At 40.8% G+C, this 24,381-nt stretch carries 23 protein-coding genes and 1 other annotated feature; of the genes, 17 read left to right on the top strand and 6 right to left on the bottom strand.

Annotated features, from left to right (window positions below; all coding sequences use genetic code 11):
- The first annotated feature begins 1 nt into the window (after nt 1).
- The gene (locus tag FIU87_RS16150) at nt 2–1,075 is read left to right on the top strand and encodes a tetraprenyl-beta-curcumene synthase family protein (protein ID WP_152446620.1); all 1,074 of its coding nucleotides are present in this window, start codon (nt 2–4) and stop codon (nt 1,073–1,075) included.
- 421 nt (nt 1,076–1,496) lie between these two features.
- On the opposite strand, the gene FIU87_RS16145 is transcribed toward FIU87_RS16150, so the two are convergent.
- Both FIU87_RS16145 and FIU87_RS16140 read right to left on the bottom strand, forming a co-directional pair.
- Nucleotides 1,497–2,069 carry a tRNA 5-(aminomethyl)-2-thiouridylate-methyltransferase MnmM gene (locus FIU87_RS16145; RefSeq protein WP_152445533.1) on the bottom strand — a complete coding sequence of 191 codons (573 nt, stop codon included), beginning with the start codon at nt 2,067–2,069 and terminating at the stop codon, nt 1,497–1,499.
- Entirely contained in the window at nt 2,066–3,040 is a 975-nt protein-coding gene (locus FIU87_RS16140; RefSeq protein ID WP_152445532.1) for a tRNA modification radical SAM protein MnmL/YtqA, read from the bottom strand. Before FIU87_RS16140 ends, FIU87_RS16145 begins: the two co-directional genes overlap by 4 nt.
- Nucleotides 3,041–3,182: 142 nt before the next feature.
- Between FIU87_RS16140 and FIU87_RS16135 the strand changes: the two genes are divergently transcribed.
- The 5 genes from FIU87_RS16135 (at nt 3,183) to htpG (ending at nt 8,108) form a co-directional block, all read left to right on the top strand.
- Entirely contained in the window at nt 3,183–3,446 is a 264-nt protein-coding gene (locus FIU87_RS16135) for a YtzC family protein (RefSeq protein WP_152445531.1), read from the top strand.
- Between the two features lie 15 nt (nt 3,447–3,461).
- Nucleotides 3,462–3,623, top strand: coding sequence for a glycogen biosynthesis protein GlgD (locus FIU87_RS16130; RefSeq protein ID WP_152445530.1), 162 nt, complete (start codon nt 3,462–3,464; stop codon nt 3,621–3,623).
- Between the two features lie 176 nt (nt 3,624–3,799).
- Nucleotides 3,800–4,999 (top strand): MDR family MFS transporter, encoded by a 1,200-nt coding sequence (locus tag FIU87_RS16125; protein WP_152446619.1) that lies wholly within the window; start codon nt 3,800–3,802, stop codon nt 4,997–4,999.
- 413 nt (nt 5,000–5,412) lie between these two features.
- On the top strand, nt 5,413–6,072 hold the full coding sequence (locus FIU87_RS16120; RefSeq protein WP_152445529.1) for a 2OG-Fe(II) oxygenase: 660 nt from the start codon (nt 5,413–5,415) through the stop codon (nt 6,070–6,072).
- Nucleotides 6,073–6,230: 158 nt separating this feature from the next.
- Entirely contained in the window at nt 6,231–8,108 is a 1,878-nt protein-coding gene (gene htpG / locus FIU87_RS16115) for a molecular chaperone HtpG (protein WP_152445528.1), read from the top strand.
- Nucleotides 8,109–8,166: 58 nt separating this feature from the next.
- Here htpG and FIU87_RS16110 read toward each other — a convergent pair whose 3' ends face one another.
- Nucleotides 8,167–8,403 carry a hypothetical protein gene (locus FIU87_RS16110; protein ID WP_152445527.1) on the bottom strand — a complete coding sequence of 79 codons (237 nt, stop codon included), beginning with the start codon at nt 8,401–8,403 and terminating at the stop codon, nt 8,167–8,169.
- Nucleotides 8,404–8,506: 103 nt separating this feature from the next.
- Nucleotides 8,507–10,258: a beta/alpha barrel domain-containing protein gene (locus tag FIU87_RS16105; RefSeq protein WP_152445526.1), complete on the bottom strand. Its 1,752-nt coding sequence runs from the start codon at nt 10,256–10,258 to the stop codon at nt 8,507–8,509.
- 132 nt (nt 10,259–10,390) lie between these two features.
- On the opposite strand from FIU87_RS16105, the gene FIU87_RS16100 reads away from it, so the two are divergent.
- The 7 genes from FIU87_RS16100 to FIU87_RS16070 all read left to right on the top strand — a co-directional run bounded on the left by FIU87_RS16100 (nt 10,391) and on the right by FIU87_RS16070 (nt 19,624).
- On the top strand, nt 10,391–11,758 hold the full coding sequence (locus tag FIU87_RS16100) for a sigma-54 interaction domain-containing protein (protein ID WP_152445525.1): 1,368 nt from the start codon (nt 10,391–10,393) through the stop codon (nt 11,756–11,758).
- A 234-nt stretch (nt 11,759–11,992) separates the two neighbouring features.
- A complete protein-coding gene (locus FIU87_RS16095; RefSeq protein ID WP_152445524.1) occupies nt 11,993–13,315 on the top strand; it encodes a GntP family permease in 1,323 nt (440 codons plus the stop codon).
- Between the two features lie 29 nt (nt 13,316–13,344).
- On the top strand, nt 13,345–14,121 hold the full coding sequence (locus tag FIU87_RS16090) for a 3-hydroxybutyrate dehydrogenase (RefSeq protein ID WP_152445523.1): 777 nt from the start codon (nt 13,345–13,347) through the stop codon (nt 14,119–14,121).
- Nucleotides 14,122–14,263: 142 nt separating this feature from the next.
- Nucleotides 14,264–14,515: a binding site (T-box leader), on the top strand.
- A 44-nt stretch (nt 14,516–14,559) separates the two neighbouring features.
- Nucleotides 14,560–16,977, top strand: coding sequence for a leucine--tRNA ligase (leuS, locus tag FIU87_RS16085; protein ID WP_152445522.1), 2,418 nt, complete (start codon nt 14,560–14,562; stop codon nt 16,975–16,977).
- 95 nt (nt 16,978–17,072) lie between these two features.
- Nucleotides 17,073–17,378: a rhodanese-like domain-containing protein gene (locus tag FIU87_RS16080; protein WP_152445521.1), complete on the top strand. Its 306-nt coding sequence runs from the start codon at nt 17,073–17,075 to the stop codon at nt 17,376–17,378.
- A 606-nt stretch (nt 17,379–17,984) separates the two neighbouring features.
- Nucleotides 17,985–18,923, top strand: a complete 939-nt coding sequence (locus FIU87_RS16075) for a nuclease-related domain-containing protein (protein ID WP_152445520.1) — start codon at nt 17,985–17,987, stop codon at nt 18,921–18,923.
- A gap of 59 nt (nt 18,924–18,982) precedes the next feature.
- A complete protein-coding gene (locus FIU87_RS16070; protein WP_152445519.1) occupies nt 18,983–19,624 on the top strand; it encodes a hypothetical protein in 642 nt (213 codons plus the stop codon).
- A 223-nt stretch (nt 19,625–19,847) separates the two neighbouring features.
- Here FIU87_RS16070 and FIU87_RS16065 read toward each other — a convergent pair whose 3' ends face one another.
- Nucleotides 19,848–20,378: a hypothetical protein gene (locus FIU87_RS16065; RefSeq protein WP_152445518.1), complete on the bottom strand. Its 531-nt coding sequence runs from the start codon at nt 20,376–20,378 to the stop codon at nt 19,848–19,850.
- A 63-nt stretch (nt 20,379–20,441) separates the two neighbouring features.
- Here FIU87_RS16065 and FIU87_RS16060 point away from each other — a divergent pair, with 63 nt between their 5' ends.
- Nucleotides 20,442–20,621, top strand: coding sequence for a sporulation protein Cse60 (locus tag FIU87_RS16060; protein ID WP_152445517.1), 180 nt, complete (start codon nt 20,442–20,444; stop codon nt 20,619–20,621).
- A 145-nt stretch (nt 20,622–20,766) separates the two neighbouring features.
- The gene (locus FIU87_RS21595; protein WP_301538633.1) at nt 20,767–20,889 is read left to right on the top strand and encodes a hypothetical protein; all 123 of its coding nucleotides are present in this window, start codon (nt 20,767–20,769) and stop codon (nt 20,887–20,889) included.
- Here the strand turns inward: FIU87_RS21595 and FIU87_RS16055 are convergent.
- A complete protein-coding gene (locus FIU87_RS16055) occupies nt 20,875–22,152 on the bottom strand; it encodes a BaiN/RdsA family NAD(P)/FAD-dependent oxidoreductase (RefSeq protein WP_152445516.1) in 1,278 nt (425 codons plus the stop codon). The two genes, FIU87_RS21595 and FIU87_RS16055, sit on opposite strands and share 15 nt — an antisense overlap.
- A gap of 121 nt (nt 22,153–22,273) precedes the next feature.
- On the opposite strand from FIU87_RS16055, the gene FIU87_RS16050 reads away from it, so the two are divergent.
- A complete protein-coding gene (locus FIU87_RS16050) occupies nt 22,274–22,654 on the top strand; it encodes a hypothetical protein (protein WP_152445515.1) in 381 nt (126 codons plus the stop codon).
- A gap of 78 nt (nt 22,655–22,732) precedes the next feature.
- A complete protein-coding gene (locus FIU87_RS16045; RefSeq protein WP_152445514.1) occupies nt 22,733–24,346 on the top strand; it encodes a putative polysaccharide biosynthesis protein in 1,614 nt (537 codons plus the stop codon).
- Nucleotides 24,347–24,381: the final 35 nt, after the last annotated feature.

Here is a 24,381-nt window from a genome sequence, read left to right as displayed (position 1 = left end):
GGTGAAAGTACCCACTCACCCTTTTTCGTTAATGAAGAGGGTGTACCGCGATGTGTTCCCTGTTGTTTATGAGGAGTTGGACTATTGGAAGAGGCGGGCAGAAGAAATTCCAGATAGGGAGCTTCGAAACCAAGCGCTTGCTAGCATCGAAAGTAAAGCCTTTCATTGTGAAGGTGGGGGAATTCTTTCGTTATTGGCAGGAGCTGATTTCAAGAGTGCCGTGAAATTTATTGTTACCTATCAGACCATCAGTGATTATCTCGATAATTTGTGCGATCGCAGTACGTCCCTTTGTCCAGACGATTTTACGGCCTTACATGAATCAATGCTAGATGCGTTAACTGTCGGAAACCCTTTACGTGATTATTATCGTTATCGGGAGGAGCAGGAGGACGCTGGATATCTTTCTGATTTGGTGTCTACGTGTCAGCGTGTGTTGGGGGAACTGGGGAGCTATTCAATAATTGCTCCACATCTGTTAAAGCTGGCAAGGTACTATTGTGATCTACAAGTACATAAGCATGTGGCCGTTGAGGAGCGGGTGCCGCGCCTTGAGAAATGGTTTTCGGATTATCAAGCAGACCTTCCACCAATGAAGTGGCATGAGTTTTCGGCCTGCTCAGGGTCCACGCTCGGAATTTTCTGTTTGGTGTCACAAGGGTACAGGGAAACATTTTCAGCAGAGCACGCGGAAAAAATTGTGAGTGGGTATTTTCCCTATATCCAAGGCCTTCATATTCTGCTGGATTATTTTATTGACCAGGAAGAGGATCTTGAGGGTGGGGACCTAAATTTTTGTACCTATTATGAAAATGAACAGGAGTTACTGGATCGCTTAAAGCACTTTATGGAACAGGCAGATGTTCATACAGCAGGGTTGCCTTTTGAAAAGTTTCACCGCCTGATTAACAGAGGCTTACTCGGCGTGTATCTCTCAGATCGAAAAGTGAGTGATTGTAAGGATACTTCGTCTATGGCAAAGAGCATCATTAAGGCTAGTGGTGGAACGGCATATTTCTTTTATGTGAACGGAAAGGCATATCGACGGTTTCAGGACTGGCGGGGTGTAATGTAAGGAGAATGATGGTGGCCGACTGTGTGTTTTGTGGGTTTGGCTGAAAATTACACGCTAGGTTTTGGGGTGGAAGAGATATTATGAATTCTAGAAGTCAATTTTAGTGGGGGAGAGCCGATTTTTGGCTCTCTTTTTTTATGGGAGGAGGTAATTTAGGTGAATGGGGAAGGCGTGGGAGGATAATTAATCCACTTTTTGAATAATTAATCCACTTTTTGAATAATTAATCCAACTTTTCGATAATTAAGCGACTTTAGAATTAATTAATCCACTTTTTAATTTATTTGTCCATTTGAGGCAAGATAAAGGCCATTCGACAATTTTCAGCAAATTTCGCAAGAACGCGTTCCCAAGTATCCACCACAATAAAAATCCCCCGCCAACCAAGCATCAGCGTGACTCACAGGGGATCAACACCACCTTACTTCTTCTCAATCGCAATAATAAACGGCGGATTGTTGACCTGATTCATAAAACGGTACTGAAGAACGTGGGCCCGCTTTTGGTCCAAACCACAAACATACTCAAGCAGCGCATCTCGCTCTATTGCACCTTCAGGATGACCATGATACACCACAATCACAATCACACCTTCTTTTTTCATCACAGATAAAAGCTTGTCGATTGCCTCAATAGTGCTTGATGGGACTGTTACAATTTCCTTATCTCCACCAGGAAGATACCCAAGATTAAACACGGCACCTCGAATGAGCGCATGCTTTTCAGCAGGTATGATATCTAATACATGCTGATGACCAGTGTGGTGTAAGCTGGCACGCTCTAAGAGGTGGTGCTCGTCCAAAAGGGAAGCGGTGCTAGAAATGGCCTCCTCCTGGATATCAAACGCATACACTTGACCGCTAGAACCAACAAGCTCAGCAAGATAAAGCGTGTCATGTCCATTACCAGCTGTACAGTCGACAGCAATATCTCCTTCTGAAACAGCTAAACCCAAAATCTTTTTACTATAAGGAAGTACTCGCTCTAATTTCACTTTAAGACACCACCAGTAGCACTGTAAAATTTCCCCTGCCAGCTATCACGCCTTTTCAGCTCCGCATCAATCGCGTTTAGCACCGACCATTTATCCACACTCCACATCGGGCCGATCATAATATCGATTGGACCATCGCCGGTTATGCGATGGACTATCATTTCAGGTGGTAAGATTTCTAATTGGTCACAAACAAGGTTTACGTATTCTTCAAACCCTAAAAACTCGAGCATCCCTTTTTCATATTGCTTTACCATTGGTGTTCCTTTCAATAGATGCAACAGATGAATTTTTATTCCCTGTACATCAAGCTTGGCAACCGCTTTGGCAGTATCCATCATCATATCGTAATTCTCCAAAGGAAGCCCATCAATAATATGGGAACACACCCGAATTCCATGCTTGCGCAGCTTGTTCACGCCCTCCACATAAGTATCAAAATCATGGGCACGATTAATGAGAAGAGCGGTACGTTCGTGCACCGTTTGTAAACCAAGCTCCACCCATAAATAGGTGCGTTCATTTAGTTCTGCCAAGTACTGCACCACATCATCCGGCAGGCAATCAGGGCGTGTTCCAATGGAGAGTCCTACCACTCCTTCTTGGTTCAGCACGGTTTCATACTTTTCCCGCAGCTCACTAACAGGCGCATGTGTATTCGTAAAGGCTTGGAAATAAGCCATGTATTTGCCATCTTTCCACTTATGATGCATCTTTGTTTTTATTTCATGGAATTGGGTTAGAAGATCGTCTGCTCTGTTCCCAGCAAAATCACCAGATCCTGCTGCACTGCAAAACGTACAGCCACCATGGGCAACGGTGCCGTCACGATTCGGGCAGTCAAAGCCCCCATCAAGGGCTACTTTAAATACTTTATGTCCAAAATGGTTTCGTAAATGATAGTTCCATGTATGATATCGTTTATCCTCAACGGAATATGGGAACGGATTGTGTTTGGTTGGATGCGTCATCCTTGTTCCTCCTCTTTTTGCACTGACAAATAATTTTATCATGATGGATTGACCTACTACAATGGCATCTATATTTTTCGCATGTAGCGTAAAAAATTGTACAAAATAATAGCGATACAAGAAAATTTGCGGGGTGAAAACTATGGCAACAAGAGATTCAGTCGAACAATTTATCCAGCAGTGTGAGGATACGTTAAGAACAGCACATGCTCAATACAGAGAGGCACAGCAATTAGAACACTACAATGGGACAGAATTCACACAAGCTCAAGAACAAATCGAAGCAACTTATAATGACTTAATGCACCTTTCCCAAAGCTGTAATGCTCAACAGCGTGAGCAGCTAAATCGCATGCGCTTGCAACTGCAAAGTCTTCAAAATGACATGACACTACTACGACAATAAAAGGAGTTTATTTTCATGAAAAAGCGATCCAAACAAAACAATCCTGAGCAAAAAACAAGAAATGCAGAAAATACAGTAGAGATGGGCGCAGAATATAATCCCGTACAGGAAGTAAAAAAGAAAAACTTAAAAAAAGCTCAACCAGTTCGTTCAAAAAATCGCAGTGAAAATGAATAGCCAAAAGTGGAGGCAGCCATTTGAGCTGCTCTTTATTTTGAAGGTAAATTTGCTAAAATAATCAGAAATATTACATTTCCTTCCACCGAAATATTTTTATTGAAACAGCTATAAAAAGGCCTTACAATTACTTTGGGTTTCGAAATAATAGTAAGGAGGGCATCCTCATGTTGAAAATGCCCCGGTCTCTGTGGTTATTGGTTATTGGCATGGCAATTAACGTTACAGGGGCCTCTTTTTTATGGCCGTTAAATACCATTTATATACACAATATTCTCGGGAAATCCCTTTCTGTAGCAGGGCTTGTGCTTATGCTGAATGCGGGGGCAAGCGTGATTGGAAACCTAATTGGTGGTGTCTTGTTTGACAAAATAGGAGGCTACAAATCGATATTAATAGGAATCTCCATTACCATCACAGCGCTTATTGGTATGACCATCAACCACTCATGGCCGTTCTTTGTGGTTTTTCTCGCTATCATCGGTTTTGGGTCAGGGATTGTTTTTCCTTCTATGTACGCGATGGCAGGCTCTGTTTGGAAGGAAGGTGGCCGCAAAGCGTTTAATTCAATGTACGTTTCGCAAAATCTTGGTGTGGCAATTGGAGCGGCACTTGGCGGACTTGTAGCAAATATTCGCTTTGACTACATATTTATCGCTAACACCGTTACTTATGCGATATTTTTCCTAATTGCCATGTTTGGGTATAAGAGCATACAGGCAAATCCTGCTGTTCAAACTTCTGTCCTCGATCAACAGAAAAAAATAAAAGATCATACAAAACTTTACGCACTTTTAACGATTTGCATTGGGTACCTGCTCTGTTGGATGGGCTACGTTCAATGGCAGACAACAATTGCGACTCACACGAAGGCACTAGGAATACCACTTACACAATACAGTATTCTCTGGACCATAAACGGGGCGCTGATTGTTTTGACCCAACCGTTGATCTCTTTTATCGTAAAAAAATATACAAAAACTTTAAAAACCCAGATCATCGTGGGACTTGTCATTTTTATTTTATCTTTTGCCTTAGTTGGCATAGCAGAGCAATACACAGCCTTTGTTGTAGCAATGATTATCATGACAATTGGGGAAATGTTTGTTTGGCCAGCTGTCCCAACCGTTGCCAATGAGCTCGCACCTAAAGGGCGGGAGGGGTTTTATCAAGGAATTGTTAACTCCACCGCTACAGGCGGACGGATGCTTGGTCCGTTAATGGGTGGTTTGCTTGTAGATTTTTATGGCATGGAAATGCTGTTTGGGGTGTTAATGGCCTTAGTGCTAGTGGCGATTTTCACTACATCGATATACGACCGAAAATTAAAGAAAACACCTGAGGCCGTCCACTCATTATCCAAAAGCGCCTCTTGAGATGAAACACAGTGTTTACTTAAAAAGTAGCACTGTGTTTTTCTAGTTGATTAGGAAATTATAAAAAAATGTCTGTGGATATTTGGAACAAAAGTAGCAGCGTCCAGCTCCATGCGCCAGCGACTAGCAAACTTCCCTCGCCTCCTTACGATAAGGCAACACGAAAAAGCTTCCGCTCTTCGTGTTTTCTTTATCTCATACGGCTCAGTGCCACGAAAAGTGAAGCGGCTCGTTCAGCCGCTGCAACTAGACAAAGTTTGTACGTCGCAAAGCGGGCGCATTGCGCTTTTGTTCTTTGGAAACAGAAAGATACTTCTTTTTTTCATGACGGCAGTGTAAAATTAGATAAATTAGATTCATAGTTTTATATTTTTCTCCAAAACATTCCGAATATTATAAAATTAAAGAGGTCGATGAAAAAATTGAATACGAAAAATACAGCGCTAAAAGAACAAGCTATTTTTCCACATGAAGGGACAACCATTTTTACGGATGATAGGGAAATACAAGTGATTGCTAAGGTAGAAGAGCCGCTCATCGTCGTTTTAGGAAATGTTTTAAGTGACGTTGAATGTGATCAACTAATACAGCTATCAAAGGACAGACTACAGCGTTCAAAAATTGGCAACTCTCGCGAAATAGATGAGCTCCGCACAAGCAGCAGTATGTTTTTTGAAGACGGAGAGAACGAATTTATAGAGCGAATTGAAAAAAGAGTGGCACAAATTATGGGAGTACCAGTGGAGCATGGTGACGGCTTGCAAATCCTAAACTATCAAATAGGACAGGAATACAAGGCGCATTATGACTATTTTACCTCTATTCATCGCCCTGTCAAAAACCCTAGAATAAGCACCCTTGTGATGTATTTAAATGATGTAGAAGAAGGTGGAGAAACCTATTTTCCCAAGCTGAATTTCTCGGTAGCTGCCAAAAAGGGAACAGCTGTTTACTTCGAATATTTTTATGATGAACAGCGCCTAAATGAGTTAACGCTCCATGGCGGCGCACCAATAACCAAAGGCGATAAATGGGCCGCGACCCAATGGATGAGACGAAAACCACAACGATAAATAGACGAGCTGGTACTCTATGAAAAAAGAGCACCAGCTTTTTGTTTTTATGTTGACATATTTTATCCAAATATGATAATTATTTTATAGAGCATTAGCACTCTGATGTTTAGAGTGCTAAAATAATAGCATACATATTTGGAAGGAGAAATCAGAGCATGAAGAAAGAATTCCAAGCAGAATCAAAGAGACTCCTAGAAATGATGATCAACTCCATCTACTCTCAGCGTGAAGTATTTTTGCGTGAGCTTATTTCCAATGCAAGTGATGCAATGGATAAGATTTATTACCGTGCACTTACAGACGACTCTTTGACATTTGATAAGGACAACTACTTTGTAAAAGTAACACGAAACAAAGAGGCGAGAACACTAACGATTACAGATACTGGTATCGGAATGACGAAGGAAGAGCTAGAAGCAAACCTTGGGGTAATTGCAAAAAGTGGCTCCCTTGCTTTCAAAAAGGAAAACGAAATCAAAGATGGCCATGACATCATCGGCCAATTCGGCGTTGGTTTTTATGCAGCATTCATGGTGGCGGATGTTGTAACCGTCACTAGTAAAGCACTCGGTAATGACGAAGCATTTAAATGGGAGTCAGAAGGTGCAGATGGCTATACGTTGGAACCGGCTGAAAAAGATACGGTCGGAACGGAAATTGTACTGAAAATAAAAGAAAATACAGAGGATGAGAACTTTGATGAGTACTTAGAAGAGTACCGCTTAAAAGCAATCATCAAAAAGTATTCTGATTTTATCCGCTATCCAATCAAGATGGATGTGACAACCTCAAAACCAAAAGCGGATAACGAAGAGGAGCTTGAGGAAGTAACAGAAGAACAAACGATCAACAGCATGGTGCCGATCTGGCGTAAAAATAAATCGGAGCTTACAGACGAAGATTACGAGAAATTTTACAATGAAAAGCACTATGGTTTTGATAAGCCATTAAAGCATCTTCATATCAGTGTAGATGGGACAATTCGTTATAACTCCATCCTGTACATTCCAGAGAGTATTCCATTTGACTACTACTCAAAGGAATTTGAAAAAGGCTTAGAGCTATACTCAAGCGGTGTGCTGATTATGAATAAATGTGCGGATCTATTACCAGACCACTTCAGCTTTGTAAAAGGGTTGGTAGATTCTGAGGACCTTTCTTTAAACATTTCACGTGAAATGCTACAGCAGGATCGCCAATTGAAATTTATTGCCAAAAACCTTGCCAAGAAAATCAAGAGTGCCCTACTTAGCATGCTAAAGGATGAGCGTGAGAAGTATGTGACATTCTTTGAAAGCTTCGGTCGCCAGTTGAAATATGGCGTTTATGCTGATTTTGGTGCGAATAAAGAACAGCTACAGGATTTAATTATGTTCTACTCTTCTACTGAGAAGAAGCTAGTAACGTTAGACGAATACGTTTCTCGCATGAAAGAGGACCAAAAGTATATCTACTACGCAACAGGTGCGTCTAAAGAACGAATCGAAAAGCTTCCACAAACAGAGCTTGTGTCAGACAAGGGCTATGAAATTCTGTACTTCACAGAGGACATTGACGAGTTTGCCATTAAAATGCTGATGAACTATAAAGAAAAAGAGTTCAAAAATGTTTCCAGTGGCGATTTAGGGATTGATTCAGAAGAGGATGATAAACAAACAGAATCCGAGCAGGAAGCAAACAAAGATCTGTTTGAAGCGATGAAGGAAATCCTAGCTGACAAAGTTTCGGCTGTGAAGGTGTCTAAACGCTTGAAAACCCATCCAGTCTGCTTATCCTCTGAAGGAGAAGTCACCATTGAGATGGAGAAAATCCTCAGCCAGATGCCGGACAACCAAAACGTAAAAGCAAACAAAGTGCTAGAAATTAACACGAACCATGAAGTGTTCGCGTCACTGAAAAATGCGCATGAAGCTGACCGTGAGAAGCTTGCGTTATACACAAACCTACTCTACAGCCAGGCCTTGCTAATTGAAGGTCTTCCAATTGAGGATCCAGTTGAATTTACGAATGATATTTGTAAAGTGATGGTTTAAAAAGAAACCCCCATACTCATTTTTTGAGCGTGGGGGATTTTTTTGTGCATTAATACTTTTACCATGGCACCTGAGAGGAGTGACATTTGAAAATTCCAAGCCATTCAGAAACAGCACAACCTGCTGTGAAGCCAGTGTTGCCGCTTTTCCAATCGCTACCTGTAGAAGTGGAACCGATGGTGCTTGCGGTTTTGGCAGCTTCTGCAGAATGAATAGAGTCGGATGCAACAAAACTTCCAAAAGTAAGTGCAAATACTGCCATAACAGCAATGACAACTTTTCTTAATTTTTTCATACGTTTCATCTCCCTCTAATCTATAGTTTTTAAAAATTCTGTTTAATAATATCAACGCAAAAGTGTTATTTCAATATAACTTAAGTCCCGGTTAAGAAGACATTTACTTGCTCTGAACAAGGTACTTATAAGAAAGAGATAACCCGATAATATATAGGAATAGGGCAAAATATGCAGGAGCCAAATGGATAAACGTTGTATAGCCAATTGAAAAATGTATGTAAATACCTGCAAAAAAAGCAGGGATACCTCCGATTAGAAATGTCCACCATACCCAATTGTTTCCTTGTTGATATCCCCATAATCCAAGCATTAATACTAGCAGTCCTACACTGAGTAAGGCGCTCCCAAATCCAGCCCGATCATGAGCAATTACTGGAATTAATTGTTGATTAAAGCTTTCTAACATCTCTGGGGGCATGCAAATAAATTGTATATCTGTAGAAACAAACACAGAAGTAACGCCAATCCAAGAAATAATGATTCCACCTGCTACAAACGAAAACCCTAAAAGTACAAATGCTAGTTGACCATAGATTCCAATACGCCATATCCGATTATTCCGAAGGTTAAATGACGTCGGAGTGCCATTAATGCCTGTAGTCTTCCAAAACCCATAGAGATAAAAAGGTAGTAATATTAGCCAAAATAGTAGATGTAACCAGTCAAAATAACCATACCCAATAAATGCAAAAATCCCAAGAAATCCTAAGATTGCAGCGATATCAATGGCTTGTTTTGCCCACTTTAATCTCTTTTTTACCCCATGCTTTGCTAGCTGCATATAGACGATTCCACCTGAAATCATCGTTCCTGCAAGTGTCATTCGGTCATGTGCCATAAAATTCATTATTCGTTCGTTAAAAGCCCAAAGCTCTTCTTTTTTCATAGCCAAAAAATACTCATCATATGGAAGAATGATAGAGGTTAAGCTAAAAAACAAAGCTAACAATCCTCCAAATATAATAAATAACCCAAATAACCAATAAGCGAACCATCCTGGCTGAACTTGTATTTCCATATTGTTTTTCTGTAAAAGTCCTTCTTTTATTCGTTTTGGAAGTCCAGGTCCAGAAAACACGTAGCCTTCTTTTAACAGAATTAAATCTGCTCCAGCTTCTATTAAATGAATTGCTTGATAAGGCTCAATGATTCCACCAGAAGTAAGAATACTTCCCTTGAATTCTTTTGCCCGTAAAGTTTTCACATCTTGACATAGCTGATCAAACCCTAGAGATTCCTCTAACACGATACCATCAAACTTTGAAGGTTCACTCCCCGCGATAGATTTTGTAGAAAGAAGGATCGGTTTATCTGAGAGTGAGTAGATCTCTGGAGATTTGACAATAAACCCATTCACAAAGGGCTCTAAGGCTAACGCCATTATCTGAACTTCACTTTTTGTTCCTTCTAAGCAAGCGAAAATAGGCTGTTTCTTGGTTAGGCGCTGTAACATTCTTTTAGTGGTTTCTAGGTCTACCGTTTCTTCAGAAAATTGAATTCGTTTCTTTTCATAATCAATACTTGGAGAGCAAACTTCTTCATTTTTCGTCATTCTTACCGGACCAATTTCTAAAAAACCAAAACCTAAGTGAGTAAAGGCCCTTAAGCCAGAAAGATTAGGATCAATTTCTCCAGATAGACCAATGGGATTAGCAAATTCCATTCCAAGTGTTGTCCTTTTTAGAGAAGGATGACTCTCCTCTCTTCCTAAGAAATTAATGATGAGGTAACCTAACCCAAATGGCAATGAAGCAATGGAATTCATGCTTTTATGAATAAGCTCTCTTGATGTTTTTGGTGGTAGTTTTTTTAAAATGGGAGAAAAAATCCCATGGTAGGACCAATCAGGCATGGTGCATTCCTCACGATCAGAATATAGTTACTTCTATTCTACCAGACTTGTAAAAAATGTATTTATGTAATCGCTCCCACAATCGTCAGAGTTTTGTGATATATTAAGGCTAGTTAAGCAGGAGGGGTAAAGATGGGAGTCAAAGAAAGCTTATTAACAGAAGAAATGATGGACACCATTATCGCTAATGCGTTTGAGTGGATTGTCGTTGTGAACCATGAGGGACATATCATATACATGAACGATAGCTACTGCAAATTTATTGGTGTGGATAATAAAAAAGTGATTGGTATGCATGTGACAGAAGTGATTGAAAACACGAGAATGCATGAAGTCGTGAAGAATGGGAAGGAAGAGCTTGCGGACCTTCAGTACATTAAGGGCAACTATATGATTGCCAATCGCGTTCCCATCTTTGATAAAGAAGGAAACGTCATTGGTGCCTATGGAACCGTTATTTTCCGCGACACAAGTGAATGGGACAAGATGAACACCCACGTTAAAAGCATGCTCGGCCGTATCCGTAATTACTTGCAGGAATATGAGCAGCAGACGGGTGTCAAATATACACTAGAAGATATTATCGGAAACTCCAAACTTATTAAGCTATTAAAAGACAAAGTTAAACAAATCGCAGCAAGCGATGTTTCCGTCTTAATACGTGGGGAAAGCGGGACAGGAAAGGAGCTTTTTGCCCATAGTATTCATCAGCTCAGTAACCGAAGCCAGATGCCATTTATCAAATTAAACTGTGCGGCCATTCCTGAACATTTATTGGAGTCCGAGCTTTTTGGTTATGAAGAAGGTGCCTTTACGGGAGCGAAAAAAGGTGGCAAAAAGGGGAAATTCCAGTTAGCGGATGGTGGCACACTATTTCTCGATGAGATTGGCGATATGTCCCTGCCTATGCAAATAAAACTATTGCGCGCACTCCAAGAAGGAGAAGTTGAACCGATTGGAGCTACCAAACCAATCCAAGTTAACGTACGGGTCATTGCAGCGACAAATCGACCACTAGAAAAGATGATGGAGGAAAAACGCTTCCGAGAAGATCTATACTATCGAATTCATGTTATCCCGTTTGAAATTCCTTCATTGCGAGAAAGAACCGAAGATATTCCTATGCTAGTAGGGCATTTTATTGAAAAAATATGCAAGCGAACAGGTCGAAGGATCTCAGGAGTAACCGAAGATGCATTGCAATCATTATCACGTTACCGATGGCCTGGAAATATACGGGAGCTTGAAAATGTCATACAAGCTGCTGTTCATCTTTCCACAGGTGCAAAGCTTTCTCTTGAGGCACTTCCTGACTATGTAACAAATGCCTTTGCTCTTCCTTTAGGCTCGAATACGCTAAAAGAAACATTGGAAGATGCAGAAAAACAAGCAATCATCCAAACACTAGAAAAAATGCAGCAAGACAAATATCAAACGGCCAAACAACTCGGAATTAGTAAATCAAGTCTTTATGAAAAGATAAAAAAATATCAACTCTAATTAGTCCAGAATCTCGGAAATCAATCCAGATTTCTGGACTCCTTTGTATTCAAGGGTCTGTCTGCTTTTTTGTCCAGAATCTTGGAATAACTTTTTGTTCGAAATATTGAAACAATTAGAATTGCAAGTTGGCACGCTTCTTGCATTAATGATTTCGGAAGACAACAATAGTCGGTACGTTACATGAGGAAATTTGTAAGCGTTTACTGACGAAAAACAAAGGGGGAAAGAAACATGTGGAGTATGATTGGTCTGATCGGTGGTTTGGCATTATTAATTATTTTAACGATGAGAGGCATGAACTTATTAGTAGTTGGTCCACTTTCAGCATTATTTGTAGCAGTTCTCAGTGGAATGCCATTGTTTCCACAGCTTGTTGCAGAAGGAGAAGTGAACTTTGTTAGCAGTTATATGGGAGGATTCTCATCCTTTGTTACTGCCTGGTATTTAATGTTCTTACTCGGTGCCATTTTCGGTAAGGTAATGGAGGATAGCGGGGCAGCAGATTCCGTATCCAAGCTAGTTGTTGATAAATTAGGAATGAAATTTGCGGTTTTGGCGATTGTTGCAGCTTGTGCAATTTTAACCTATGGAGGAGTTAGCTTATTCGTGGTTGCCTTCTCTGTTTACCCAATGGCAATCAGCTTATTCAAACAGGCTAATCTACCAAGACGTTTCATCCCAGCGGCTCTTGCCTTTGGTTCTGTTACTTTCACGATGACGTCTGCAGGCTCACCGGAGATTCAGAACTGGATCCCGATTCCTTACTTAGACACTACTCCTTATGCAGGTTTGGAAGTAAGTGCGCTTGTTGCAGTGTTTATGATGATTTTCGGTTACTGGTGGTTGAAACGCATGATTTCCAAAGCAGTTGGAAGAGGGGAAACTTTCGTTTCAAGAGATTCTGATCCAACCATTGATGGAGAAAGACCACTTCCAAATCCGTTCTTGAGTTTTATTCCACTTGCAGTTGTTTTAATAATTTCGTTTATTTTCCATGATAGTTTAAAGCAGTCTGCGTTAATTATTGCCCTATTAGGCGGTATCATTATGACTTATATCCTTGGCAGAAAATACTTTAAAAACTTTTGGAATGCCATTTCAGAAGGAACAATGGGTGCGTTAATCGCAATTGGTAACACAGCAGCTGTAGTTGGTTTTGGTGGAGTTGCTAAAGCAGTCCCTGCCTTTGGAACAGTAGTAGAGGCTATGACAAATATCCCTGGTAGCCCGCTAATTGGAGCAGCCATCGCAGTCAGTGTCATCGCAGGTATGACAGGATCTGCTTCTGGTGGGCAGGTTATTGCCCTTCCGTTAATTGCGCCACATTACATGGACATGGGAGTCAACCCAGAAGCGCTTCACCGTACTGTCGCCATCTCTTCTGGTGCACTAGATTCGCTGCCTCATAACGGATATGTTGTAACAACAGTTCGGGCCATTTGTGGCGAGACTCACCAAGCGGCTTACGGACCAGTAGCAGCCCTAACGGTCATTGTGCCGTTAATTGGATTAGCACTAGCGATAGCCCTATTCTCTATGGGTCTTGGAATCTAAATTGCAGATAGAGAGGAGAAAATGCAGCAATGGTTAAAGATAAGGTGGTTCTCATCACTGGAGCAGCGCAAGGGATAGGCTATGAAATTGGCAAACAATTTGCAGAAGCTGACGCAAAGGTGATGCTAACCGATTTAAATGAAGAACATGTCGTAGAAGCTGGAGAAGAGTTGCATCGTCAAGGATTAACGGTAAAAGGGATGCGCTGTGACGTAACTTCAGAAGACGATCTTAAATCTGTAATCGATGCTACGATAAGCGAGTTTGGTAGACTGGATGTTTTAATTAATAACGCGGGACTTCAACATGTCTCCATGATTGAAGAATTTCCAACCGAAAAGTTTGAACTATTGACTAGGGTCATGCTTGTTGCTCCTTTTGTGGCAACCAAGCATGCTTTCCCCATCATGAAAAAACAAGGCTTTGGCCGCATCATCAATATGGCGTCCATTAACGGCCTGGTTGGATTTGCGGGAAAAGCAGCCTACAACAGCGCAAAACATGGTGTTATTGGACTAACTAAGGTATCTGCATTGGAAGGAGCGGCCCATGGGATAACGGTGAATGCCCTTTGCCCAGGGTACGTGGACACCCCACTTGTTCGCAACCAGCTAAAGGACCTTGCGACAACCAGAAATGTCGAGCTTGAAAAAGTAGTAGAAGAAGTCATCTACCCATTGGTGCCTCAGAAGAGACTTCTACAAGTAAAAGAAATAGCCGACTATGCGATGTTTTTAAGTAGCGATTCAGCCGGTGGAGTAACCGGTCAGGCAGTCGTTATAGACGGTGGATATACAGTTCAATAAAGAAAAGTCCCGGTGTTGCATCTGCACTGGGACTTTCCTTTTGTATAACTTTTTCCGATTTGTTCATAATGATTAGAGAAATAGGGAAAATACCCCTTGCAGTTTTTTTTAGAATTCATTACAATACAAACTAACAACTAAATTGTATACGTTGAAAAGGATTAGTAGTGAACGAAACGAGCAAAGAGAGTTGACGGGTGGTGAAAGTCAACAAACGAGCGTTCATGAACTCACCTTGGAGTAGCAAATGTGAACACTTCAAATCTGAAGCTAGTAAGGTTTTGCCGTATCATCCGCGTTAAGGATTTCGAGTGATTATCACCATAAAAAGTGATAATAATTTGGGTGGTACCGCGGAAGGTGAATAAGTATATTCAAGCCTCTCGTCCCTATTTTGGGATGAGAGGCTTTTTTATTTTGATTTAGGAGGAAAATTTTATGGCGTTTCAACATCAATCTATTGAACAAAAATGGCAAAAGTACTGGGAAGAAAACAAAACAAATAAAACACATGAGGACAATGGAAAGGAAAAATTCTATGCTTTAGATATGTTTCCGTATCCCTCTGGTGCAGGCCTACACGTAGGTCACCCAGAAGGCTACACGGCAACAGACATCCTTTCACGCATGAAGCGCATGCAAGGCTATAATGTGCTTCACCCAATGGGCTGGGATGCATTTGGTCTTCCAGCTGAGCAGTATGCACTTGATACTGGGAATGACCCAGCAGAGTTTACCGAACAAAACATCAACACATTCCGCAGGCAAATCAAAGAACTAGGTTTCTCCTATGATTGGGACCGCGAAGTGAACACTACAGATCCTAACTTCTACAAATGGACACAATGGATTTTCACAAAGCTTTACGAAAAAGGGTTAGCCTATGTGGATGAAGTACCTGTAAACTGGTGTCCAGCTCTAGGAACAGTACTAGCGAACGAAGAAGTAATCGATGGAAAATCAGAGCGTGGCGGCCATCCAGTCGAGCGCCGTCCAATGAGACAGTGGATCTTGAGAATCACTGAATACGCAGACCGTCTACTTGAAGACCTAAACGAGCTTGATTGGCCAGAAAGCTTAAAGGATATGCAACGTAACTGGATCGGCCGTTCAGAAGGAGCAAACGTCCACTTTGGAATTGATGGTACAGACGAAAGCTTCACCGTTTTCACCACACGCCCTGATACACTTTTTGGCGCTACTTATGCTGTTCTTGCTCCCGAGCATCCATTAGTGAAAAAAATTACCACTGATGAGCAACGTGAACAAGTAGATGCTTATGTTGCGAAAATTCAAAGCAAGAGTGACCTTGAGCGTACCGAGCTTTCTAAAGAAAAATCAGGGGTGTTCACTGGAGCCTATGCTGTTAACCCAGCAAATGGTGAAAAGCTACCAATCTGGATTGCCGATTACGTATTAATGAGCTATGGGACTGGTGCTATCATGGCAGTTCCGGCACATGACGAGCGCGACTGGGAATTTGCAACAAAATTCGACCTTCCTATTATCGAGGTTGTTGCAGGTGGTGATGTATCTAAAGAAGCCTACACAGGCGACGGCGATCATGTGAATTCCGATTTCTTAAACGGCCTTGGAAAAGAAGAAGCCATCACAAACATGATTGAGTGGTTAGCTTCAAACGAAAAAGGGGAAAAGAAAGTATCCTACCGTCTTCGTGATTGGCTATTCAGCCGTCAGCGCTACTGGGGGGAGCCAATTCCAGTCATCCACTGGGAAGATGGCACAACAACAGTTGTTCCTGAAGAAGAGCTTCCACTTGTGTTGCCAAAAACAACAGAAATCCGTCCATCAGGTACAGGCGAGTCTCCACTTGCTGCTATTGAGGACTGGGTAAATGTAGTCGATCCTGTAACAGGCAAAAAAGGTCGTCGTGAAACAAACACCATGCCACAATGGGGTGGAAGCTGCTGGTACTACTTACGCTATATCGACCCACATAATAGTGAGCAACTTGCAGATCCAGAAAAACTAAAAGAATGGTTGCCGGTGGACATCTACATCGGTGGAGCGGAACACGCGGTACTTCACTTACTATACGCGCGCTTTTGGCACAAATTCTTGTACGATATCGGTGTGGTACCAACAAAAGAACCATTCCAAAAGCTTTTCAACCAAGGAATGATTCTTGGCGAAAACAATGAAAAAATGAGTAAATCCAAAGGCAATGTCGTAAACCCGGATGAAATCATTGCTTCACACGGGGCAGACACTTTACGCCTTTACGAAATGTTCATGGGGCCACTTGAAGCTTCCATTGCTTGGTCTACTAACGGACTAGACGGATCCCGCCGCTTCCTAGACCGCGTATGGAGATTGTTTGTCGAGGAAAATGGCAAAATAAGCTCAAAAGTGGTAGAAGTCGCCGAAAGTGATACCCTTGAAAAAACATACCATGCAACCGTGAAAAAAGTGACTGAAGACTACGAAGGCTTGCGCTTCAACACAGCCATTTCTCAAATGATGGTATTCATCAACGAAGCATACAAAGCAGAAACAATCTCAAAAGAATACGTAGAAGGCTTCGTCAAAATGCTTTCCCCAGTTTGCCCGCACATCGCAGAAGAACTTTGGGAAAAGCTAGGCTACGAAGGAACTGTCACATATGAGGCTTGGCCAACATTTGACGAATCCAAACTAGTCGAAGACGAAATCGAAATCGTGGTCCAAGTAAACGGCAAGCTTAAAGCCAAACTACACGTCCCAGCTGATGCTACCCGCGAGAAAATGGAAGAAATCGCACTTGCAGATGATGTGGTAAAAGATTCGATTGAAGGCAAGACCGTTCGCAAAGTAATTGCTGTGCCAGGCAAGCTTGTCAACATTGTAGCGAACTAGCATAAAGCAAGGCTGCCATTCCATTTGGCAGTCTTGTTTTCTTTTTGTTAAAATAAAGCTAGCTTTCCTATACAAAAGAAACGAGGTTTTCATTTATGTCAGACATCCAAACCATCACAACCGACGAGCTACAGAAAAAGCTTGATGCAGGCGAAGAGCTATACCTAGTCGACGTTCGCGAAGACGAAGAAGTAGAATCCGGCAAAATCAAGCAAGCTGAGCACATTCGCATGGGCGATATCCCAGAAAGCTTAGACAAGCTAGACAAAGAAAAAGAATACATCTTCATCTGCCGCTCTGGCCGCCGCAGCGAAAATGTCTGCCACTACCTCCAAGACCAAGGCTACAAAGTCCGCAACATGGTCGGCGGAATGCTCGAGTGGGAAGGTAGCGTAGAATAAGTTGAGTTGAACCACTGACCGGTGGGCGAGAATAAGCGCCGCTGATTGGTGGTTTTTTTATTTATTGTGGAGGGAAAGTTCAAAACCGGGTAGGAGGCTTTGCGTGAGAAGTGGGGTTGTTGGTAGGGGATTGACATATGGTTGGTGGGGAAACCAGTAGAGCCCGCTACATGTGGAGAGATGGGGTTGTTGAAATAAGGTAATTTGGGGACTGACTTAGGGTTAGAGCTGGAACTAGTGGATATCGCTACATGTGGAGAGATGGGGTTGATTAAAAAAAGGTAATTAGGAGTTAAATGGGGTTAAGTGAGGCGGGATTTTATTCTGGAATCCGAAATATCACAATAAAGGGTGAAAAACTCACAATAACACTCAAAAAACTCACAATCATCGGAAAAAAAGTCACAATAACTCTCCAAAAAGTCACAATCACGATAGAAGACCAAAGTATCTTAATTTAAGCACATATTTTCACAGAAATTTTTACGGTGAATAAGGGAGGATTTTGTGGAAACATGTCTAATACTATTAATAATCCAAAGTAGAGGTGATATATTGATAAAAAAACACAGGAGAATCCCCTTAAGAGTTCACATTTTAAGGGCAATGAAGAGAAGGGTACAGCCAAAGCACGAAAAGTATGAAGAAATATTAAGTGAACTAGGAATGAAAGAAGCAGGGATTTATGGTGAACAATCACTAGACTATTATTTAACACTCCTCCCAGAAACAGATACCCCGTACTATATATTCCATGATTTAAGGCTTCCATACAGAGATAGTCATTTCCAAATAGACACGCTTATTTTATTTTCAACGTTCTGTTTACTCCTTGAAGTAAAATATCTACGTGGAATTATCCACTTTGATCCAAAAAATCAACAACTCATACAAGAAGTGGAGAATAAACCACTAAAAGCTTTACAGGATCCCATCCTTCAGGTAAGTAATCAATGTCATAAGCTGGAGTCATGGATGAAAAATAAAAACTTAGCTATTGCTCCTACTGAAAAGCTGGTTGTGTTAACCAATCCTAAAGTAATTGTTAAAGCCCTCTCCTACCCAAGCATCGTAGAAAAGCATGTAATTAAAAGTCCAGGACTATCAGTAAAAGTAGACCCATATTTAAGAAAACACTCCTTCATCCACTATGACAAGAAAACCCTCAATAAAATCTCAAAACAATTAAATAAAGACCATACCCCACTTCAGAGTTCACCTATAGGACAATACAAGGTTTTCCCGTCAGACATACTAACTGGAGTATTATGTCCAGACTGCAATCCTAATGTAGTGATGCAAAGAATCCACGGGAAATGGAAATGTCCTGTTTGTTCATTGATTTCTGCCGACGCCCATATTCAAGCTTTAATAGATTATGCTTTGTTAATCAGTACGGTAATCACAATGTCAGAACTAAAAAGGTTTTTACGCATTAATAATAATCATGTCATCAGACTCATTATTAGGAATATGAATTTATCAGGAAATGGCCAAACTAAATCCCGCACCTACAACCTAACCCCACTGCTCCATAAACTCTGAAACCTTTCCCAGCCTCAAACGTAAATGAATCAACAGATAAAAAGAAGGAGGCACCAAGTATGCAGATGCAATTTATCCAAGAACACCTACTAGCAATCTTTCTCATTTTTCTTGGAGCAGCATTAATCTATGATGGCTGGGATAGCTATCGTCAAATGGGAGTATCCACCTCTACCACCCTAGATAGATTCAAGGGTGTCTTATTTTCGATCGTTTTTGCTATCATTATCATTTTTACCTTTTACTCTGGAAAAGAGATAGATGATACAACGCGGACCTTCCTAGTGGGAATTATCTTATCTGCGGTTGCCACCACAGTCACCAGGCTGAAAAGGGCGGAGCTTCATCTCAAAAAATACGAACCGAAATCCTTCTTCCAAATTTTCGAAAAGAAACTGGAAAGCAGCAACTATCAATATACAAAAAAAGAAAAAGCAAACGACGAATACATCAGTAGTAACTACATCACACATTATTATATGGAGCACTCAGATGAGGTCATTAAAGTGAATTGGAAGGACCTTGATAAAAGCAGCATGGAAGTAGAGTTTAAAAGATTCCGTGACAAGGAACTGTTAATAGAGATAGCCCAAGAACTTAGAGATGCAAGACCGCAACTTTCTTATTTCAAGTTTAATAAAATTTCATTAATAGTTTCTGTCATTTTCATGTACGTAGGATTCATGATGATTTTCACCTAAAGGCTGTTTTCGTAAACTTTGTTGCTACTGCGTATAGATAAGACACCCGTAATCAACGATCCTGTCTTGCTCTTTTCGTGAAACAAGATTTAAACATGTGGCAACTTTTCTTCGTATACAGATTGGAAAAAGTCTTAAAGCCGACTTTTTCCAGGTTTATAGCAACAATCTTTTGAAAAGACCCTACCTAAAAAAGCCGAAAAGTCTTCCTTTTCGGCTTCCGCTATTCCCGCTCGATATATCTTACATTTATGTAAGAGCTCTCTTTCGTGACAAGCCAATCCTTTTCAGAAAAGATAAAAATCATCGGCAGCCGTTCATCAAACTCACCTTTTCCAATCTTCTCTCGTTTAAATTGAAAATGATAAGTTCGATCTTCGTGGTCCGTTAGCCCAAATACCATCTGGTGTCTGGTAGAGCGCTCCTGACTCAGTGAATAATTACCAGAAATCAAGTTATTCATACCAAGGTAGATAGAATCATAAGGATAATCTATTACAAGAAAGTTCCGTTCATCACGGAGGCTGTCTTCCAGCCTTACAGTAATATTAAGGGTTTCTCCATCATTTTCTGCATAGTACCAAGCATCAAACTTTTCATTAAACTTCTTCGTCCGCTCCCAGCTCACACCATGATAGATAAAAACGCCAAAAAAATAAATGCAAAGTAGACTACCTACTATTACACGTTTAGTAGCAATTACTTTCATAACACGTAACCTCCACATCATCCTTCCTTTATTTTCCTCATCCATGTATAAAACTCCTGCTTTCCATCTATACATAGTAATAAAACATGCCTAGGAGGTCGGATTTACGTGGTACAGGTAAGGGTTTTTGATGAAGAGCATGAACGGGATTTAGAGGATGCGATTAATCATTTCTTAAAAGATATTTCAGACCGAGATTTGATAGATATTAAATACCAGGTGGGATGTATTTCTGATGAGGAGGAGCAAATCTATTGTTTTTCTGCGATGGTAATATTTAGAACCTGATAAACATGTAGAAAGGATGTTTATCAGGTTCTTTTTTGTGGGTATAGATAAATATCTGAAACAAATTAATAATAACTGAAACATTTTAGCAACACAGTTCGTCTAATATAGTAGATACTACAAAAAAGGAAAGGATGTTGTAATCATGAATCACCACACACAAAACGAAGTAATGGCTGAGGAAAGCAAATCTTTCTTTAATGAGTTTGGCATGTATGGAGTTGGACTAGCAATTGTAACATCGTTTGTGTTATTAATTACGACGTAGGCTGGACGCCTTTTTCCCGGCGTTCAAGCCTGCCAATCTTCCTGTCACAAGTGCTGAAGTAATATTATAACCACCAGTATATCCATGGATATCTAGTACTTCCCCACAAAAATATAACCCGTCCATTAGCTTCGAAGCCATTTCTTTCGGGTGGATTTCTTTTACGGACACACCTCCGCCAGTTACAAATGCTTTTTCAATGGAGAGTGTACCATTAACTTCAAAGCGGAACTGCTTGCACATTTTCGCAAGCTCTCTTATTTTTTCATGGGAAAGTGTTGCGCCAATTTCCACTTCATCAATTCCGCATCTTCCAAGCAAAAACAATAAATAGCGTTCAGGTACAAGCCCTTTAAGAACATTCTTGATGGCTTTTTTTGGTTCGTCCTTTAGTGCTTTTTGTAGCTGCTGAAATACCTGTTCCTCATTTTCAGAAGGCATTACATCAAGGCTCATTGTCACCTTATCCACACCGAACTTCTTCATCGTTTTTACGACATACTGGCTGCAACGCAATACTGCAGGTCCAGACACACCAAAATGGGTAAAAATCATATCCATCTGATGGGTTTTTACAATTTTTTCTTTTGGATTTAACACAGATAATGCCACATCTCGCAAGGACAAGCCCTGCAATTCCTTGGAACGAATAAATCTCTCATTGGAAGTTAGCGGAACCTCTGTTGGAAAAAGATCTGTAATGGTGTGGCCGGCTTTTCGTGCCCAAGGATATCCATCACCTGTAGAACCTGTATGAGGAACGGATTTTCCGCCAACTGCAGTCACTACACAACGGCACGTCAAAAACTCCCCATTTTTTAATAACACGCCATCTGTACGTCCATCTTTATATTCTATTGTTTCAACGGAGGTATTTGTGCGCATCTCAACCTTTAAGTCTTTCAACCTCGTCAGTAATGCATCTACCACACTTTGGGCTTTATCAGAAACGGGAAACATCCGTCCGTGGTCTTCTTCCTTCAATTGGATGCCAAGCTTTTCAAAAAAACGAATAATATCTTCATTATTAAACTCAGAAAAAGCGCTATATAAAAAGCGGCCGTTTCCTGGGATATGCTTGATGATTTCATCCACAGGTAAGCGGTTTGTTACATTGCAGCGGCCACCACCGGAGATTGCTAGTTTGCGACCGAGCTTATTTCCTTTATCTATTAAAAGCACCTTTGCTTTTTGTTCTGCTGCAGCGATAGCGGCCATCAGTCCAGATGGTCCTCCACCTATTACAATTACATCGTAATTCACTTTTGTTCACCAACCAATTCTATTTCTTCTCTTTATGCCCCATTATACCCCAGGTTGGACAAAACGACACAACTTCCGTATGATTTAATAGGAAAACAAGCGTAATGAAATGAGGGAATTTATGAGCTATACACCAAATTTATCAGAGGCACATATCCCTTTTGATGGGGGCTGGACAGAGGAAAATGGCCAACCTGTTTTACTTTTGTCTGTACCAACATTGCCACTTCAAATGGAAACCAAAATACATACATTTTCCTATACATGGCTGTTTGAAAAAGAAATGAATGCCTATGTGCTTTGCATGTTAGTCAACAAGGAAGAGGAGTTTGGGTTGATTTTTAGCCAGAAGGAAGCAGGGCAACTGCTGCTTGATGCCGATGCATATGGAGAATTTACAGTTGTGTTGACGAAAGATGAGCTTGATCAACTAGAAGAGGACACTCCATATCTTTCCTTTTTGAATATAAATCTGCAAAGAACTCTTCATGCTGGCTGGTAATATTTTTCGTTCTCACATGAAACTATGATAAAATACAAAGGTTAAAGAATATGTTACAAGATAATAGGTAGGGATTTTATGTCAACTTCAAATATATTGAGAGGTACACTGATTCTGACAGTAGGAACGATGCTGTCACGGGTACTCGGTTTAGTTTATATTTTTCCATTCCATGCCATGGTTGGAAATGATGGTGGAGCTCTTTATTCGTATGCTTATGTGTTATATTCTGTTTTCTTAAGTATGGCTACACTTGGTGTGCCACTCGCGGTATCCAAGTTTGTCGCAAAGTATAATGCTATGGGTGAATATAGTGTTGGCAGAAAACTTTTCCGTTCCGGTATTATAGTCATGAGTATTACAGGGGTTGTTTCGTTTCTAACGTTGTTTTTGTTAGCACCGTATCTATCTCCTATGATCATTAAAGAAGGTAAGCATTCTTATGAAGATATAACATTTGTTGTAAGGATGGTAAGCGTGGCTTTGCTGGTGGTTCCTATCATGAGTTTGATACGTGGCTTTTTTCAAGGTTATGAATCCATGGGACCAACGGCAATTTCTCAAGTTGTGGAGCAGCTAGTAAGAATTATCTTCCTATTGGGAAGTTTATATTTCATACTCGAAGTTCTAAAGGGGGATATGACCGTTGCCATTGGTTTTGCAACATTTGCGGCTTTTATCGGCGCGATAGGGGGTCTTGCGATTCTAGTATGGTACTGGTTTAAACGAAAGAAAAACCTGGATTCCATGCTTGAAAAAGATCCTGATTCAGTAAATCTGTCTTATAAAGAGATGTATAAGGAATTAATTTCTTATGCCATGCCATTTGTTTTCGTGGGGTTGGCCATGCCTCTTTTTCAATTAATAGATACTTTCTCTTTTGTTAGAACCATGATATTAGCTGGGTACACCGATAAATTTGCAGATACCGCTTTTGGTATCATCAACAATTACGGTCAGAAACTAATTATGATTCCTATTACGTTGGCGACAGCTTTTGCACTGAGTCTGCTTCCTGCTATAACGAAGTCATTTATCAGTCGTGAGCATCAAAGTTTGCAAAAGCAACTTAGTATGACGTTGCAGATTTTACTCTTTTTGACTGTCCCGGCTTGTGTAGGATTATCGCTTCTCGGAGGACCAGCATATGCAGCCTTCTTTTCCTATGATCCCATAGGTGGGGAGCTATTAACTTGGTATGCACCGACCGCTATACCATTGGCAATTTTCACCGTTACTGCCTCTGTATTGCAAGGCATCAACAAACAGAAATATACGGTTATTGGACTTGCGATTGGATTGCTTTTGAAACTGATACTAAATTATCCGCTTATCCTATTGATGGGCGCGGAAGGTTCTATAGTAGCAACCGCCATTGGATATACTGCAAGTGTTGTGATAAATCTCTGGTCCATCCAAAAGTTCACAGACTTTAATTATAGCATGGTCCTAAGACGAGGCTTCCTCATGTTACTATTCAACACTGCCATGATTGTTGTCGTCCTTATTGTTCTACAACTCTTAAGTGGTGTAGTTTCATACAGCGAAGGCCGTCTTCAAGCAATTATCGTCGTTGGGGTCTGCGCCTTAGCAGGAGCAGGTGTGTACTTTGCTCTAAGCTATCGAAGCGGCCTATTAATGTACCTGTTCGGAAACCGATTTAAGTTTTTAAATAGAGGAGCAAGAGGATAGAGGTCTCCCTTCAGAGGCCTCTTTCCATATGAAAG

It is taken from the genome of Bacillus sp. THAF10, assembly GCF_009363695.1.
Lineage (GTDB): Bacteria > Bacillota > Bacilli > Bacillales > Bacillaceae_I > Sutcliffiella_A.
Note: the sequence above shows the minus strand (reverse complement) of the source record. Positions and strands in the feature narration are given on the sequence as shown.

Excerpts from the sequence above, each read along its gene's own strand:
- FIU87_RS16140 (WP_152445532.1), bottom strand. The coding sequence starts at position 3,040 with ATGACGCATCCAACCAAACACAATCCGTTCCCATATTCCGTTGAGGAT.
- FIU87_RS16135 (WP_152445531.1), top strand. The coding sequence starts at position 3,183 with ATGGCAACAAGAGATTCAGTCGAACAATTTATCCAGCAGTGTGAGGAT.
- FIU87_RS16130 (WP_152445530.1), top strand. The coding sequence starts at position 3,462 with ATGAAAAAGCGATCCAAACAAAACAATCCTGAGCAAAAAACAAGAAAT.
- FIU87_RS16125 (WP_152446619.1), top strand. The coding sequence starts at position 3,800 with ATGCCCCGGTCTCTGTGGTTATTGGTTATTGGCATGGCAATTAACGTT.
- FIU87_RS16120 (WP_152445529.1), top strand. The coding sequence starts at position 5,413 with ATGAAAAAATTGAATACGAAAAATACAGCGCTAAAAGAACAAGCTATT.
- htpG (WP_152445528.1), top strand. The coding sequence starts at position 6,231 with ATGAAGAAAGAATTCCAAGCAGAATCAAAGAGACTCCTAGAAATGATG.
- FIU87_RS16110 (WP_152445527.1), bottom strand. The coding sequence starts at position 8,403 with ATGAAAAAATTAAGAAAAGTTGTCATTGCTGTTATGGCAGTATTTGCA.
- FIU87_RS16105 (WP_152445526.1), bottom strand. The coding sequence starts at position 10,258 with ATGCCTGATTGGTCCTACCATGGGATTTTTTCTCCCATTTTAAAAAAA.
- FIU87_RS16100 (WP_152445525.1), top strand. The coding sequence starts at position 10,391 with ATGGGAGTCAAAGAAAGCTTATTAACAGAAGAAATGATGGACACCATT.
- FIU87_RS16095 (WP_152445524.1), top strand. The coding sequence starts at position 11,993 with ATGTGGAGTATGATTGGTCTGATCGGTGGTTTGGCATTATTAATTATT.
- FIU87_RS16090 (WP_152445523.1), top strand. The coding sequence starts at position 13,345 with ATGGTTAAAGATAAGGTGGTTCTCATCACTGGAGCAGCGCAAGGGATA.
- leuS (WP_152445522.1), top strand. The coding sequence starts at position 14,560 with ATGGCGTTTCAACATCAATCTATTGAACAAAAATGGCAAAAGTACTGG.
- FIU87_RS16080 (WP_152445521.1), top strand. The coding sequence starts at position 17,073 with ATGTCAGACATCCAAACCATCACAACCGACGAGCTACAGAAAAAGCTT.
- FIU87_RS16075 (WP_152445520.1), top strand. The coding sequence starts at position 17,985 with ATGAAGAGAAGGGTACAGCCAAAGCACGAAAAGTATGAAGAAATATTA.
- FIU87_RS16070 (WP_152445519.1), top strand. The coding sequence starts at position 18,983 with ATGCAGATGCAATTTATCCAAGAACACCTACTAGCAATCTTTCTCATT.
- FIU87_RS16065 (WP_152445518.1), bottom strand. The coding sequence starts at position 20,378 with ATGGATGAGGAAAATAAAGGAAGGATGATGTGGAGGTTACGTGTTATG.
- FIU87_RS21595 (WP_301538633.1), top strand. The coding sequence starts at position 20,767 with ATGAATCACCACACACAAAACGAAGTAATGGCTGAGGAAAGCAAATCT.
- FIU87_RS16050 (WP_152445515.1), top strand. The coding sequence starts at position 22,274 with ATGAGCTATACACCAAATTTATCAGAGGCACATATCCCTTTTGATGGG.
- FIU87_RS16045 (WP_152445514.1), top strand. The coding sequence starts at position 22,733 with ATGTCAACTTCAAATATATTGAGAGGTACACTGATTCTGACAGTAGGA.